13 protein-coding genes are annotated in these 13,458 nt (G+C 64.8%); 6 read left to right on the top strand and 7 right to left on the bottom strand.

The window, feature by feature from the left end; translation table 11 throughout:
- Positions 1-15 precede the first annotated feature (15 nt).
- The 4 genes from Q0687_RS07705 to Q0687_RS07690 all read right to left on the bottom strand — a co-directional run bounded on the left by Q0687_RS07705 (position 16) and on the right by Q0687_RS07690 (position 4,365).
- The gene (locus Q0687_RS07705; RefSeq protein WP_298874089.1) at positions 16-1,521 is read right to left on the bottom strand and encodes a murein L,D-transpeptidase family protein; all 1,506 of its coding nucleotides are present in this window, start codon (positions 1,519-1,521) and stop codon (positions 16-18) included.
- Between the two features lie 428 nt (positions 1,522-1,949).
- Positions 1,950-2,912 carry an acetyl-CoA carboxylase carboxyltransferase subunit alpha gene (locus Q0687_RS07700; RefSeq protein WP_128962357.1) on the bottom strand — a complete coding sequence of 321 codons (963 nt, stop codon included), beginning with the start codon at positions 2,910-2,912 and terminating at the stop codon, positions 1,950-1,952.
- 323 nt (positions 2,913-3,235) lie between these two features.
- Positions 3,236-4,201 (bottom strand): site-specific tyrosine recombinase XerD, encoded by a 966-nt coding sequence (gene xerD, locus Q0687_RS07695; RefSeq protein WP_298874085.1) that lies wholly within the window; start codon positions 4,199-4,201, stop codon positions 3,236-3,238.
- A 17-nt stretch (positions 4,202-4,218) separates the two neighbouring features.
- Positions 4,219-4,365: a hypothetical protein gene (locus tag Q0687_RS07690; RefSeq protein ID WP_035669499.1), complete on the bottom strand. Its 147-nt coding sequence runs from the start codon at positions 4,363-4,365 to the stop codon at positions 4,219-4,221.
- Positions 4,366-4,535: 170 nt separating this feature from the next.
- Between Q0687_RS07690 and Q0687_RS07685 the strand changes: the two genes are divergently transcribed.
- Genes Q0687_RS07685 through Q0687_RS07675 form a run of 3 tightly spaced genes read left to right on the top strand, consistent with a single transcriptional unit; the run spans position 4,536 to position 7,623 of the window.
- Positions 4,536-5,147 carry a shikimate kinase gene (locus tag Q0687_RS07685; protein ID WP_298874065.1) on the top strand — a complete coding sequence of 204 codons (612 nt, stop codon included), beginning with the start codon at positions 4,536-4,538 and terminating at the stop codon, positions 5,145-5,147.
- Positions 5,144-6,292 (top strand): 3-dehydroquinate synthase, encoded by a 1,149-nt coding sequence (aroB, locus tag Q0687_RS07680; RefSeq protein WP_298874063.1) that lies wholly within the window; start codon positions 5,144-5,146, stop codon positions 6,290-6,292. The genes Q0687_RS07685 and aroB overlap by 4 nt, the downstream gene beginning before the upstream one ends.
- 26 nt (positions 6,293-6,318) lie before the next feature.
- Positions 6,319-7,623 (top strand): HlyC/CorC family transporter, encoded by a 1,305-nt coding sequence (locus Q0687_RS07675; RefSeq protein ID WP_298874060.1) that lies wholly within the window; start codon positions 6,319-6,321, stop codon positions 7,621-7,623.
- A gap of 149 nt (positions 7,624-7,772) precedes the next feature.
- Here the strand turns inward: Q0687_RS07675 and Q0687_RS07670 are convergent, their stop codons facing one another.
- Positions 7,773-8,057: a BolA family protein gene (locus Q0687_RS07670; protein WP_298874058.1), complete on the bottom strand. Its 285-nt coding sequence runs from the start codon at positions 8,055-8,057 to the stop codon at positions 7,773-7,775.
- Between the two features lie 96 nt (positions 8,058-8,153).
- Here Q0687_RS07670 and Q0687_RS07665 point away from each other — a divergent pair, with 96 nt between their 5' ends.
- Positions 8,154-8,786: a DnaJ domain-containing protein gene (locus tag Q0687_RS07665; protein ID WP_298874057.1), complete on the top strand. Its 633-nt coding sequence runs from the start codon at positions 8,154-8,156 to the stop codon at positions 8,784-8,786.
- A gap of 218 nt (positions 8,787-9,004) precedes the next feature.
- Here Q0687_RS07665 and Q0687_RS07660 read toward each other — a convergent pair whose 3' ends face one another.
- Positions 9,005-10,099, bottom strand: coding sequence for a citrate synthase/methylcitrate synthase (locus Q0687_RS07660; protein ID WP_298874055.1), 1,095 nt, complete (start codon positions 10,097-10,099; stop codon positions 9,005-9,007).
- 83 nt (positions 10,100-10,182) lie between these two features.
- Here Q0687_RS07660 and Q0687_RS07655 point away from each other — a divergent pair, with 83 nt between their 5' ends.
- Positions 10,183-11,397, top strand: coding sequence for a citrate synthase family protein (locus tag Q0687_RS07655; protein WP_298874051.1), 1,215 nt, complete (start codon positions 10,183-10,185; stop codon positions 11,395-11,397).
- Between the two features lie 67 nt (positions 11,398-11,464).
- Here Q0687_RS07655 and Q0687_RS07650 read toward each other — a convergent pair whose 3' ends face one another.
- Positions 11,465-12,124, bottom strand: coding sequence for a DedA family protein (locus Q0687_RS07650; protein WP_298874049.1), 660 nt, complete (start codon positions 12,122-12,124; stop codon positions 11,465-11,467).
- 306 nt (positions 12,125-12,430) lie between these two features.
- On the opposite strand from Q0687_RS07650, the gene cobS reads away from it, so the two are divergent.
- Positions 12,431-13,429 carry a cobaltochelatase subunit CobS gene (gene cobS / locus Q0687_RS07645; RefSeq protein ID WP_298874047.1) on the top strand — a complete coding sequence of 333 codons (999 nt, stop codon included), beginning with the start codon at positions 12,431-12,433 and terminating at the stop codon, positions 13,427-13,429.
- Positions 13,430-13,458: the final 29 nt, after the last annotated feature.

Genomic DNA, 13,458 nt, shown 5'->3' with positions numbered 1-13,458 from the left:
CGGGCGAACGCCCGCCTACTTCAGCGCGCCAAAACGGCTGTCGAACGAGTTTGCCGACACGACCGGCGCGGCGCCGGCCATTTGGCCGCTGTCGCCACCGCCATCGGCCGCCGACGGCTTCAGTGCGGGACGTGTTGCAGCGACCCTGGTCTCCGCGGGCTTCGCGGCAACAACGGCCGGCTTGTCCTTCGCGGGTTCGCGATGGACGAGGTGGGTCACCGCGGCCTTCAGCTTGGAGGCCGTGCTCGGCGCGGCCGGAGCTGGGGCCGGTGCCACCGATGCGGTTGCTTGCGGCGGCGGCGTGGTCGCCGTGGTGTCGGCGGTGCCAAAGCCCATCTTGCGACCGAGGCCCGAGAAGAAGCCGGACTTCTCGGCAGGCTGAGCCGAGGCGACGCGGGCGTTGGTCGCGGGCGCGCTGACGGCAACGACCGGCTCTTGCTGCGGCGTGGAGGCGACCGGCTCGAGATTCGGCTTCGGCGGGTTGACGGTGCCGGGGATCGTGCCGGGGGCCTTCGACATCGCCAGCATCTGCAGCGTATTGCCTTCGGCGCCTTCCGACAGGCCCGTCGAGCCTTCCGGAATCTTGGCCGCGAAGATTTTGTTCATGCCACCGTCGATGCCGGTGTTCATCCGCGCGACCGGAATGTTCTTGGCGACGAGCTTGGCGTACTCGGCCTCGTCGCGCTGCTGCTTCTCGCGCACGGCGCTGGCGATGTCCTCGGGGATCACATAGGCCGGGCACTTGGCCGCGGCGTCGAACACGGGATCGTGCTTGGCATCGGGCGCCTTCGCCGCGTCGAACACGTATTTCTTCTCGCAGAAGTCGACCTTCGGCTCCTGCCGCGTCACCTCGAAATGATCATAGCCTTCCTTGATCATCTTCCAGAAGGCCATGTTCGGATTGTTGCGGTGCTTGGCCATGTTCACCGGCGTCATCCGGAATGGATAGGCCTGGAACTGGAACGCCTTCTGGCCGCCGAAGAACGACTCGCGTCCAAGCGAATAGATCTCCGCGATCTGCTCGTCGGTCATGGCGTAGCAGCCGCGCGACGAACAATCGCCATGCACCATCAGCTGCGAGCCGGTGCGACCGAGCGCCTTGTCGAACGCGTTGGGGAAGCCGGTGTTGAACGAGAGGTAATAGGCCGACTGCGGATTCATCTGGCTCGGATTGATCGAGTAGAATCCCTCCGGCGCCTGGCGGTCGCCTTCGCGCACCTTCGGTCCCAAATCGCCGGACCAGCGGCAGATCGGATAGGTCTTGAGCAGCGCGAACTGGCCGTTGCGGGTCTGCTTCCAGATCTCGAGCTCGGCTTCCTGCTTGAACAGGCGGATCAGGATCGGCGAATTCAGATCCATGTCCTTCTCGGCCATCGCGGCGACGAGCTTTGGCGAGACCGGCTGGTTGGCCTTGGCATTGGTCGCCAGCGACACCTGATCGGTATCGCAGCCGGCGAGCAAAATGCTGGCGGCCAGCGCAACCGAAGCCAAGAGCGCGCGAGCAAGCGAACGAGAATTCAAGATGGACCCCACAACGTGCCGGGCGGAAGCGCGAACCCCGATTTCAGAGCTTGGCCTGACCGGACAGCCGGATTTGTTCAGACCAAGCCCCAGCGCTTATGCCCTGAAGCCATTGATTAAAATTCTAACCTCCGCCCCTTGAGGTCGCAACCCGACCGGGGATCACGAGCCCGTTGGCGCGGCGGCGTGGTCAACAGAGACTTAAACTGGGCCGGAACTTGGACTTTGCAGCCAAACCAGTACTGAGATCGCCGATTTGGGCAAAAAAAGGGTTAACGCGGGGTTACCGGGTGCTCCGGGGAGGTGCTGTAGGGTGGGCAAAGGCGCGCTTGCGCCGTGCCCACGAGCTGTTTCGACGGCCCAGGATCCGTGGGCACGCTTCGCTTTGCCCACCCTACGGTACCGAATCCGGTCAAAACCAGCCCGAATCAGCCCAGTTTCCGGCCGATATCGAGGAATTTCTGCCGGCGCTGCTTGCGGATGGCCTCGCCGTCCATGCCGCGGAGCTCGTCGAAAGCCTTGGCGATGGCGTCCCCGGTGGTGGCGATCATGGCGGCGGGGTCGCGGTGGGCGCCGCCGACCGGCTCCTTCAGAATGCTGTCGATCACCCCGAAGCGCAGCATGTCCTGGGCGGTGATCTTCATGTTGTTGGCGGCTTCCTGCGCCTTGGAGCCGTCGCGCCAGAGGATCGAGGAGGCGGCTTCCGGCGAGATCACGCTGTAGATCGCGTGCTCCAGCATCAAGACCTTGTTGGCGGTGGTGATGGCGATGGCCCCGCCCGACATGCCCTCGCCGGTGATGATGGCGACGTTCGGCACGGTCAATGCCATGCAGGCATCGGTCGAGCGCGCGATGGCTTCGGCCTGGCCGCGCTCCTCGGCGCCGATGCCGGGATAGGCGCCGGCGGAATCGGCCAGCGACAGCACCGGCAGGCCGAACCGCTCGGCCATCTCCATCAGCCGCACGCATTTGCGATAACCCTCAGGCCGCGCCATGCCGAAATTGTGCTTGATGCGGCTCTCGGTGGAATCGCCCTTTTCCTGGCCCATCACGCAGATGGCTTCGCCGCGGAAACGGCCGAAGCCCGCAACCAGCGCCTCGTCCTCGCCGAACTTGCGGTCGCCGGCGAGCGGAGTGAACTCGGTGATCAGGCCCTTGATGAAGTCGTTGAAATGCGGCCGCTGCGGATGTCGCGCCACCAGCGTCTTCTGCCACGGCGTCAGGTTGAGATAGAGGTCGGCCAGCGCCTGCGCGGCCTTGTCCTCGATCCGGCCGATCTCCTCGGCAATGTCGGTGCCGGAGGCAGCGAGCGTGCGCAATTCGTCGACCTTGGAGTCGAGCTCGGCGACGGGCTTTTCGAAGTCGAGATAGCTGCGCATCTGGTCTGGCATCGTTTCAATATAGGGGGACAGGACGACGAGGCGAAGCGAGGTTGGCTTCAGATAAAGAAGTGTAGCTTCTTCAAGGGCTTGACCTGTGTGCTCGTGCGAGGGCGCCAAATCAAGAATAAGGCCACGGCTCTTTCTGCGGAGATGTGGCCGAAGTCAAGGCGGTTTCATCGGTCGCCCCGGCTGAGCTCTCGTGTCCCGGACGCGCTGCAGCACTTCTACAGTGCTGCTGCGCAGAGCCGGGACCCAGTAAGCGGCGGCGGAATGGGCCCCGGCTCAGCAGCGCATCACTGCGTGCTGCGCCGCGTCCGGGGCACGAGACCCGTCTACTTCTCCGCCAGCGGGTGCAGGTCGCGCACCAGGCTCTTCAGCCGCTCTTCGACCACATGGGTGTAGATCTGGGTGGTCGAGATGTCGGTGTGGCCGAGCAAGGTTTGCACGATGCGCAAATCGGCGCCGTTGTGCAGGAGATGGCTGGCGAACGCATGCCGCAGCACGTGCGGGGACACCAGCCGCGCCTGCAGCCCCGAGGCGACCGCGAGCTCCTTGAGGTCGCGGGCAAAATGCTGCCTCGTCAAATGCCCGCTCTCGCCGAACGAGGGAAACAGCCATTTCGAGGCGGCGAGGCTGCCCTTCTTCTCGCCCTTCGCAGCTTCGGTTGCGCTGAGATAATCCGCCATCGCCTGCCGCGAGGCTTCGTTGAGCGGCACCAGCCGTTCCTTGTCGCCCTTGCCGCGCACCACGATCATGCGGGCGTCACGCTTGGCAGCCGAGCGCGGCAGCGACACCAGCTCGGAGACGCGCAGTCCCGTGGCGTAGAGCACCTCGAGCAGGCAATAGAGCCGCAAAGCCCGCAGCCGCTGCGAGGGCGAAGCGTCCGCCGCCTCGCTCATTTCCTTGGCGCGGCGGAGCATGCGGTCGACATCCGATATCGACAGCACCTTCGGCAGGCCGCGGCCGCGCTTCGGACCTGACAGGATTGCCGCGGGATCTTCGGTTCGGATGCGCTCGTTCAGCAGGAAGCGGAACAGGTGCCGCATCGCTGACAGCCGCCGCGCGACGCTGGAGGATTTGAAGCCGCGCGTGTCGAGATCGGCAAGATAATCGCGCAGCACTTGCGTCTCGGCGTCCACAAAGCTGTGGCCGACGCGGCTGAGAAACTCGGAGAAATCGGTGAGGTCGCGCCTGTAGGCATCGAGCGTATTCGCCCCGGCGCCTTGTTCCGCCGCAAGCATGTCGAGGAACAGGCCGGTGAGCTTGGCATCAGAGGGCTTGGCGGAGGATTTTCGCATGCCCTTCAGGCTAGCTCCTATTTCTTGAGAAATTTATCCGGCGGGATCGTCACCGTCATTTCGCGCGGCTTCGGATTGACGAAGTTGGCCAGCGCAAACACCACGCCATAGACGATGCCGGCGATCACGGCGACGACCGTCAGGAAGCGGAACAGGCTGGGCATCGGGCAAGGTCTCGGCGAGGGACTTGAACGGGCAAATTAACCAATGAAATCATCCAACATGTTCGCCGTTTCGTGGCAAGAGTCCTCTGGCGAGGGCCCCGAGGGGGTCGTATAGGTGGCCGGGATGCCGCCTTTGGCGGCAGTTTGAGCGAGATCCAATCGAGCGAAATATGTCCGACGCCGTAGTGCCAGCACAAGCGAGCCCCGAGGCCGACATCCTGTCGGCCCTGGGGGCGCGTTCGATCGTGCTGGTCGGCATGATGGGTGTCGGCAAATCGACCATTGGCCGCCGGATGGCTGCCAGGCTGAAGCTGCCCTTTGTCGACGCCGACACCGAAATCGAGGCGGCGGCTGGCATGACCATACCGGAGATCTTCGAGCGCCATGGCGAGCAGCACTTTCGCGATGGTGAGGTGCGGGTGATCGCGCGCCTGCTCGAGGGCGGGCCGGTGGTGCTGGCGACCGGCGGCGGCGCCTTCATGCGCGAGGAGACGCGCAACCGCATCGCTGCGAAGGCGGTCTCGATCTGGCTCAGGGCGGACCATGACGTGATCATGCGCCGCGTGCGCCGTCGCGCGGATCGCCCGTTGCTGCAAACCGCCGACCCCGAGGGAACCGTGACGCGCCTGCTCACCGAGCGCGAGCCTGTTTATGGCAAGGCCAACCTCACCATCGCCTCGCGCGACGTGCCGCATGACAAGATCGTCGAGGAATGCATCGAGACGCTGCACGCGTATCTCTGTAGTCCACCACCAGCCGATGTCGCGAGTGCCGTTCGATGACCGCCCCCTTGAAACATTCCGATCCTGTCAACGTCGACGTCGCGCTCGGTGACCGCGCCTATGACATCGTCATCGGCCGCGGCGTGCTGTCCTCGCTCGGGATGCGGGTTGCCGCGTTGCGCCCCGGTGTGCGCACAGCCATCGTCACCGACCGCACCGTCGCAAAATACTGGCTCGAGCCGACGGAGGCCTCGCTCGCGGCGAGCGGCATTCCGACCTCGCGCGTCATCGTCGAGGAAGGCGAGATTTCAAAGACCTATGCCGGCCTCGAAAAGGTCAGCGAGGCGCTGATCGCGGCCAAGATCGAGCGCAACGATCTCGTCATCGCGCTCGGCGGCGGCGTCGTCGGCGATCTCGCCGGCTTTGCCGCTGCGATCTTGCGCCGCGGCGTCGATTTCGTGCAGGTGCCGACCTCGCTGCTGGCGCAGGTCGATTCCTCCGTCGGCGGCAAGACCGGCATCAACTCGCCGCAGGGCAAGAATCTGCTCGGCGCCTTTCACCAGCCTGTGCTCGTCGTCGCCGATACCGCCGTGCTCGACACGCTGTCGCCGCGGCAATTCCGCGCTGGCTATGCCGAGGTCGCCAAATACGGCGTGCTTGGTGACGAAGCCTTCTTCACCTGGCTTGAGAAGAACCACGCTGACATCTTCAAGGGTGGCTCGGCGCGCGAGCACGCGGTCGCGACCTCGTGCCGAGCCAAGGCCGGCGTGGTGTCGCGCGACGAGCGCGAGACCGGCGAGCGCGCGCTGCTCAATCTCGGCCACACCTTCGGTCACGCGCTGGAAGCCGCGACCGGTTTCTCGGATCGCCTGTTCCACGGCGAGGGCGTCGCGATCGGCATGACGCTGGCGGCGCAATTTTCCGCAAGGCTCGGCATGATCGGCGAGCTCGAGGCGACCCGGGTCGAGCGGCATCTGATCGAGGCCGGCTTGCCGACGCGCTTGCAGGACATCGCCGGTTTCTCGCAGGAAGGTCTCGCCGATGCCGACGCGCTGATGGCGCTGATGGCGCAGGACAAGAAGGTCAAGCGCGGCAAGCTCACTTTCATCCTGCTGGAGGCTGTGGGGCGCGCAGTGATCGCGAAAGATGTCGAGCCCGGCCCGGTGCGCGACTTCCTGCAAGAGAAGCTCGCGCAAGAGGCGTGACCCGCTGAACGTCTGTTGAGTGCTGCATGGATTGGCTCGGCTTCACCATCGTCATCATCTGCCTGCTGGTCTCGGGCTTCTTCGCCGCGAGCGAGACCGCGCTGACCGGCGCCTCCCGCGCCAGCATGCTGCGGCTGTCCAAGCAGGGCAATCGCGACGCCGACGTGGTCTCGCAATTGCTCGACATGCGCGAGCGCCTGATCGGCGCGCTGCTGCTCGGCAATAACATCGCCAATATCACCGCCTCAGCGCTGGCGACCTCCATCTTCACCGCCTGGTTCGGCGATGTCGGCGTGCTCTATGCCACCGGCATGATGACGGCGCTGGTCGTGATCTTCGCGGAAGTGCTGCCCAAGACCATCGCGATCAACGCGCCTGACCGCATGGCGCTCGCGGTCGCGCGCCCGATGCGGTTGACGATGTACGTGCTCGGGCCGCTGCTGCGGGTGGTGGAAGTCATCGTGCGCCTGTTGATGCGCGGCTTCGGCCTTGCCGGCGAGCACCAGGCCATCCTGTCGCCGACCGAACGTCTGCGCGGTGCGGTCGACCTCTTGCATCACGAGGGCAAGGTCGAAAAGCAGGACCGCGACATGCTCGGCGGCCTCCTGGATTTGCGCGAGCTCCAGGTTTCCGACGTCATGATCCATCGCACCGAGATGATGATGATCAACGCCGATCTGCCGCCGGAGGAACTGGTGCGCGAGGTGCTGGCGACCGAATACACCCGCATCCCGCTGTGGCGCGAGAAGCCGGAGAACATCATCGGCGTGCTCCACGCCAAGGATCTCCTGCGGGCGATCCGCGCCTCCGATGGCGACACCTCCCGCATCGACGTCTCCACCATCGCGCTGCCGCCCTGGTTCGTGCCGGAGATGCGGCCCGTCTCCGAGCAGCTCAAGGCGTTCCGACGCCGCAAGACCCATTTCGCGCTCGTGGTCGACGAGTACGGCGAAGTTGAAGGTCTCGTGACGCTGGAAGACATTCTGGAAGAGATTGTCGGCGACATCTCCGACGAGCACGACGTCGTTGTCGCCGGCGTGCGCGCCCAGCCTGACGGCTCAGTCGTGGTCGATGGCTCGGTGCCGATCCGTGACCTCAACCGCGCCATGGACTGGCGCCTGCCTGATGAAGAGGCAACCACCGTCGCCGGCCTCGTGATTCACGAGGCGCGCTCGATCCCCGATCGCGGCCAGAGCTTCACCTTCCACGGCTTCCGCTTCCGCGTGCTCCGCCGCGAACGCAACCGCATCACCGCGCTCCGTATTTCACCGGTCCCGCGTGACGCCGAGATGGAAGAGGCCAAGCCGAGACGGGCGGGGACGTCGTTCTAGCCCCTCATGGTGAGGAGCGCCGCAAGGCGCGTCTCGAACCATGCAGGCCAAGATGCCGCAGCGGGGCCTCGATCCTTCGAGACGCGCGCAAAAGCGCGCTCCTCAGGATGAGGGAAAAATCACCTGATTTGCCGCTCATTTGGCGGAGACTACGTCCCGCCTTCCCCCGGCGCCTGCGCGTGGATGGCCAGGGCATGCACGCTGCCTGAGAGTTCCGCTGATAGCGCCGCATTTATCATGCGGTGACGGTCGACCCGGCTCTTCCCTTTGAAGGCCTGGGACACGATATAAACGCGGAAGTGCGTCTCGCCGCTCGGCCGATGGCCGGCGTGGCCCTCATGCAAATGTGACTCGTCAACGACTTGCAGGCTTTCCGGCGTGAAAGCTTCCTGCAACTTGTTGCTGATAGTGTCTTTCATAACCATGAGCGTCATTAAATCCTGCGATCGCACTCCGTCAACACCCGGGGTTTCAAGCTAATTGCAATGTCAAGACTTGAAGGTTTTTGCATTGCGTAGTCAAAGTCAGCCATGCCGATCGATTCATCAAAGTTCTTCGACTCCATCCGCGTGAAGCCGCGGGGCAAGCAGCCCGAGGTGAAGCCGCGCGACACCATCGTGGCCTGCGAATGGGCCGGATGTCAGAACAAGGGCGCGCACCGCGCGCCGAAGGGACGCGAGAACCAGCGCGAGTACTGGCACTTCTGCCTGGACCACGTCCGAGAGTACAATCAGAACTACAATTTCTTCTCCGGCATGAATGCCGACGCCGTCGCGCGCTATCAGAAGGATGCGCTGACTGGCCACCGCCCGACCTGGAAGATGGGCGCCAATGGCGGCAAGAAGGGTCCGGAAGCCGAGATCGACATGGCGTCCGATCCGTTCAGCATGTTCAGCGAGATCAACGGCCGCGCCAACTGGCGGAAGGGTCCGGAGGCCGAGCCCAAGGCCGAAACGCGCAAGGTGATGAACGCCGAGCGCAAGGCGCTCCAGGTCATGGGCCTCGGCCCGAATTCCACGCTCGCCGACGTCAAGAGCAAGTACAAGGCGCTGGTGAAGCAGCACCACCCCGACGCCAATGGCGGCGACCGCTCCACCGAAGATCGCCTGATCGAGATCATCAAGGCGTATAATTATTTGAAGACCGTGGTGCGGGAGGCGTAAGAGCCTCTTGCCACGGTTGTAGCCAAACTCCCGGTGTCGTCCCGGATAAGCGTAGCGAAGCGGAGCGCAGATCCGGGACCCATACGCCGCAGCAATAGTTTGGCGAAGACAGGCAATGACCATCTCACGCAAAAACGGCTGCTGCGGCGTATGGGTCCCGGCCTTCGCCGGGACGACAGCGGAGCGATAGGCTCCGCCGTCGCGCTTCATTTACGCCCTCACCCCTCCGGCATCGCCCCCACATAGGACGAGCTCGGCCTAATCAACCGCCCATTCCGTTGCTGCTCGCGTGCATGCGCGGTCCAGCCTGCGCTACGCGCCACCGCGAAGATCGGCGTGAAGGCCTGCCGCGGGATCGCCAGCGCATCGAGCAGGATCGCGGTGAAGAACTCCACATTGGTCTCCAGCGGCCGCTCCGGGTTCTTCTTGCGCAAGGCGGCGCGGATATAGGCTTCGACCTCGCCGGCAAACGGCAGATCGGTGCCGTTCGAGGCCAGCGCTTCGACCGCGGTCTTGAGCACGTCCGCGCGCGGATCCCGCACGCGATAGACGCGGTGGCCAAAGCCCATCATCCGCTCGCCGCGCGCCAGTGCCGCATCGACCCAGGGCTGGATGCGCTCGCGCGTGCCGATCGCATCCAGCATTTCCAGCACCGGCTCTGGCGCACCGCCATGCAGCGGGCCGGTCAGGGCGCAATAGCCGGCGGTGACGGCCGCAAACAGATTGGCTTGCGTCGAGGCCACGACGCGCGCGGTGAAGGTCGAGGCGTTCATGCCGTGGTCGCTGGCGGTGACGAGATAGGCATCGAGCGCGGTCACTTCGCGCGCGGCGGGCGTGCGCCCGTGCAGCATGCGCAACGTATCGGCGGCATGGCTCACGGTCGGATCTGGTGCGATAGGGTCCAGCCCCTTTGCGCGCCGGACCAGCGCGCCCGCAATGACAGGAAATGCGCCGACGATGGTCGCCTCATGCTCCAGCCCGTGCTCGGCGCGAAGTCCTGCGACTGCCGCACGGAAGCCGTCGATGATCCCCATGCCGCGCGTTGCCGGCAGCAACTCGTCCAGTCGTCCAAAGGCCCGCTCGCGCGCCGCGCCGAGGCTCGCCCGGACATTGGCTTCCGTGAGGGTGGTCTTGCTCGCGCCGTTCCAAAGCCGGGCGGTGACGCCCTCGAAGCTCGAGACTGCGGCGAGGCGGCCGACATGCTCGCCGGCGATGATCAGTTCGCCGCGTTCGCCGTCGACATGGCTCAGCACGGTTTCGGCTGCGGGAATGCCGTCCAGCCCGATCTGGCTCTTGGTGAGGTGGATGTTCATGGCCCAAATCTCCCATTTTGCACTGCACGGTAAGAAAATCGGGCCACTCGACAGATTGATCAATCTTGATTACATAAATCAATATGAATAATTCCGAAGAGCTCTATCTCTCCGCCCGGGAAGCCGCGGCCGAGCTCGCGATCTCGCCGGCAACCCTCTACGCCTATGTCAGCCGCGGCCTGATCCGCTCCGAGCCGACGCCGGATTCGCGCAAGAACCGCTACCGCGCCGAGGACGTCCGCGCCCTGAAGGAGCGTCGGGTGCCGTCGCCCGAGCCGCGTGGCCTGCGCAGCTTCGACGCGGATCTGCCCGTCATGGACACGGAGATCTCGACCATCACCGAGGAGGGGGCGATCTATCGCGGCGTCAACTGCATCGATCTCGCCGAAAACGACACGTTGGAGCACACCGCAACGCTGCTCTGGGACGTCTCCGATGTCGATCCCTTCGCGCCCGACAATCAGCCGAAGATCTCCGACGAGATGCGCGCGATCGCGGAAGCGGCGCGCCGCGCAGCGCCGATCGATCGCGCCATCGCTGTGCTCGCATTGGCTGCTAGCGCCGATTCCCGCGCTTTCACCCGTGCCCCCGATGGCCGCGCGCTGGTCGGCGCGCGCATCGTCCGGCTTCTGGTTGCCACGATGCTGAATTCCGAGCCGTCATCCGAGCCGCTGCACCAGCAGATCGCGCGCATCTGGGCGGCCGACAACAAGCACGCGCCTGATCTGATCCGCCGCACCCTGGTGCTGCTCGCCGACCACGAATTGAATGCGTCGACCTTCACCGCGCGCTGCGCGGCCTCGACCGGGCTCAATCTCTATGACGCCGTGATCGCGGGCCTCGCCGCGCTGAAAGGCCCAAAGCACGGCGGCGCCGGCGTGCTGGCCTCGCAGCTCGTCAAGACGCTGATCGATCGCGACGTCGAGCCGATGGTGCGCGAGCGCGTTGCGCTCGGCGAGCGTTTTCCGGGCTTCGGCCATGGCGTTTACAAGCGCGGCGATCCCCGCGCGCAATCGCTGTTGAACGCGCTGGCTCGCGCCGGCGCGCCGCGCAAATTCACCAAAGAGGTGCCGGAGCGGATTGCGGAGGCGACCGGCGAGTTCGTCAACATCGACTACGTGCTCGCCGTGCTCGTGCACGCGCTGCGGCTACCTGCCGGCAGCGAACTCGCGCTGTTCGCCATGGCTCGCAGCGTCGGCTGGATCGCGCATGCCAGCGAGCAATTGCAGTTCGGCAAGCTGATCCGGCCGCGGGCGCGGTATGTGGGGCCGGCGCCGGGAAGAAGGGCTGCGAGTTAGAAAACCGGGAGCGCGCCATTTTCTCCGCCGTCGTCCTGGCGAAAGCCAGGACGACGCGGGGAGATGCCTACGCGCGCGGCTTCGCCTCTGCGACGACGCCGTTCTGTCGGCGGCGGTAGTACCAGACGCCGAGGCCGCCGATGATGGCCACCGCGACCACGGTCAAAATCCAGAGATGCTTGCCCGGATGCCCGTCGTGCGACACGCCGAAATATTCGTGGAAGGCGGACACCGCCAGCACGCCCGGCAGCACATGGGCGGGCGCCCAGACCAGGATTGCCGGGATGTTGACCGCGTAGAATTTTGCGGGCGGCATGTCGAGCGCACCCGCAGTGATGGGCACGAAAGCGCGGATCGGCGGCACGAAGCGGGCGAAGAACACGGCCCAAGTGCCGAAGCGGTGGAAGAAGGTCTCGCTCTCCTCGACCACGCGCGGGTAATTGGTCAGCGGCCAGGTGTTGAGGATCTTGCGCTGCTGCCGGTGCCCGAGCCAGTAGGCCGAGCCGTCACCGATCACGGCGCCGCTGGCGGCCGCGAGCAGCACCCATTGCAGCTTCAGATCGCCGCCCGGAACTAGTGCGCTCAGTGCCAGGATGATGGTCGAGCCGGGAATGACCGAGCCCACCACCGGGACTGCTTCGAGCAGTGCGGCCAGGAATAAGGTCAGGTAGGCCAGCCACGCATGGACTGAGACAAACGATATCAGGGGATCAAGGAAGGACGTCACGAGGTCTCTGTAGCGGGCTGGAGCGATTGGGTTCAGAGCCTTACATAAATAGGGCCGGGCACTGAAAGTGCCATTCGCGCTGTTCCTTTGGGCAGGAAGCCTGTCCAGGGCGAAATTTGGGCGGGATTTGCATTGCAGCCTTCCCAAAATCGCGTTCCTTACCTATCTAAATGAAAAGACAACGGAACTTTGATTGCGGGGCGGGCTTCTGCCGGCACGTTGTCTCTGATAGGTTCGCAGTCGCACCCAGCCGCAGCCAACGTGCAAATAACTGGTCTCGGGACCGCCCGGGGCCTCGGAGGATTGATGACGACCGCCGCGATGTCCAAAGTTGAGGAAGTTTCCGGTTTGCCCGACATGAAGGTGTCGGTGCGCCAGGTGTTCGGGATCGACAGCGATCTCGAAGTGCCGGCCTATTCCGAAGTCGATCCTCACGTTCCTGAAGTCGATTCCGACTACCGTTTCGACCGCGCCACCACGCTCGCCATTCTCGCCGGCTTCGCCCGCAACCGCCGCGTGATGGTGACAGGCTATCACGGCACCGGAAAATCCACCCATATCGAGCAGGTCGCCGCCCGCCTGAACTGGCCCTGCGTGCGCGTCAACCTCGACAGCCACATCAGCCGTATCGACCTCGTCGGCAAGGACTCGATCGTGGTCCGCGACGGCAAGCAGGTCACCGAATTCCGTGACGGCATTTTGCCCTGGGCGCTCCAGCACAACATCGCGCTGGTGTTCGACGAATACGACGCCGGCCGCCCGGACGTGATGTTCGTGATCCAGCGCGTGCTGGAAGTCTCCGGCCGCCTGACGCTGCTCGACCAGAACAAAGTGATCAAGCCGCACCCGGCGTTCCGCCTGTTTGCGACCGCCAACACGGTCGGCCTCGGCGACACTTCCGGCCTCTATCACGGCACCCAGCAGATCAACCAGGGCCAGATGGACCGCTGGTCGATCGTCACCACGCTCAATTACCTCAGCCACGACGAGGAAGTGGAGATCGTGCTTGCGAAGGCCAAGCACTATCGCACCCAGGAAGGCCGCGACATCGTCAACAAGATGGTGCGCCTTGCCGACCTCACCCGTAACGCCTTCGCCAATGGCGATCTGTCGACGGTGATGAGCCCGCGCACGGTGATCACCTGGGCCGAGAACGCCGACATCTTCGGCGATATCGGCTTCGCCTTCCGCGTCACCTTCCTCAACAAGTGCGACGAGCTCGAGCGTCCCCTGGTCGCCGAGTTCTATCAGCGCTGCTTCAACGCGGAGCTGCCGGAATCGGCCGTCAACGTGGCGCTCAGCTGATCTCTTCGCGGCATGTCGTCCCGGCCTTC

Source organism: uncultured Bradyrhizobium sp. (assembly GCF_936928535.1).
In the GTDB taxonomy this organism is placed as follows: Bacteria; Pseudomonadota; Alphaproteobacteria; order Rhizobiales; family Xanthobacteraceae; genus Bradyrhizobium.
The sequence above is the reverse complement of the archived record's forward strand: the minus strand, read 5'-3'. Positions and strand labels throughout refer to the sequence as shown.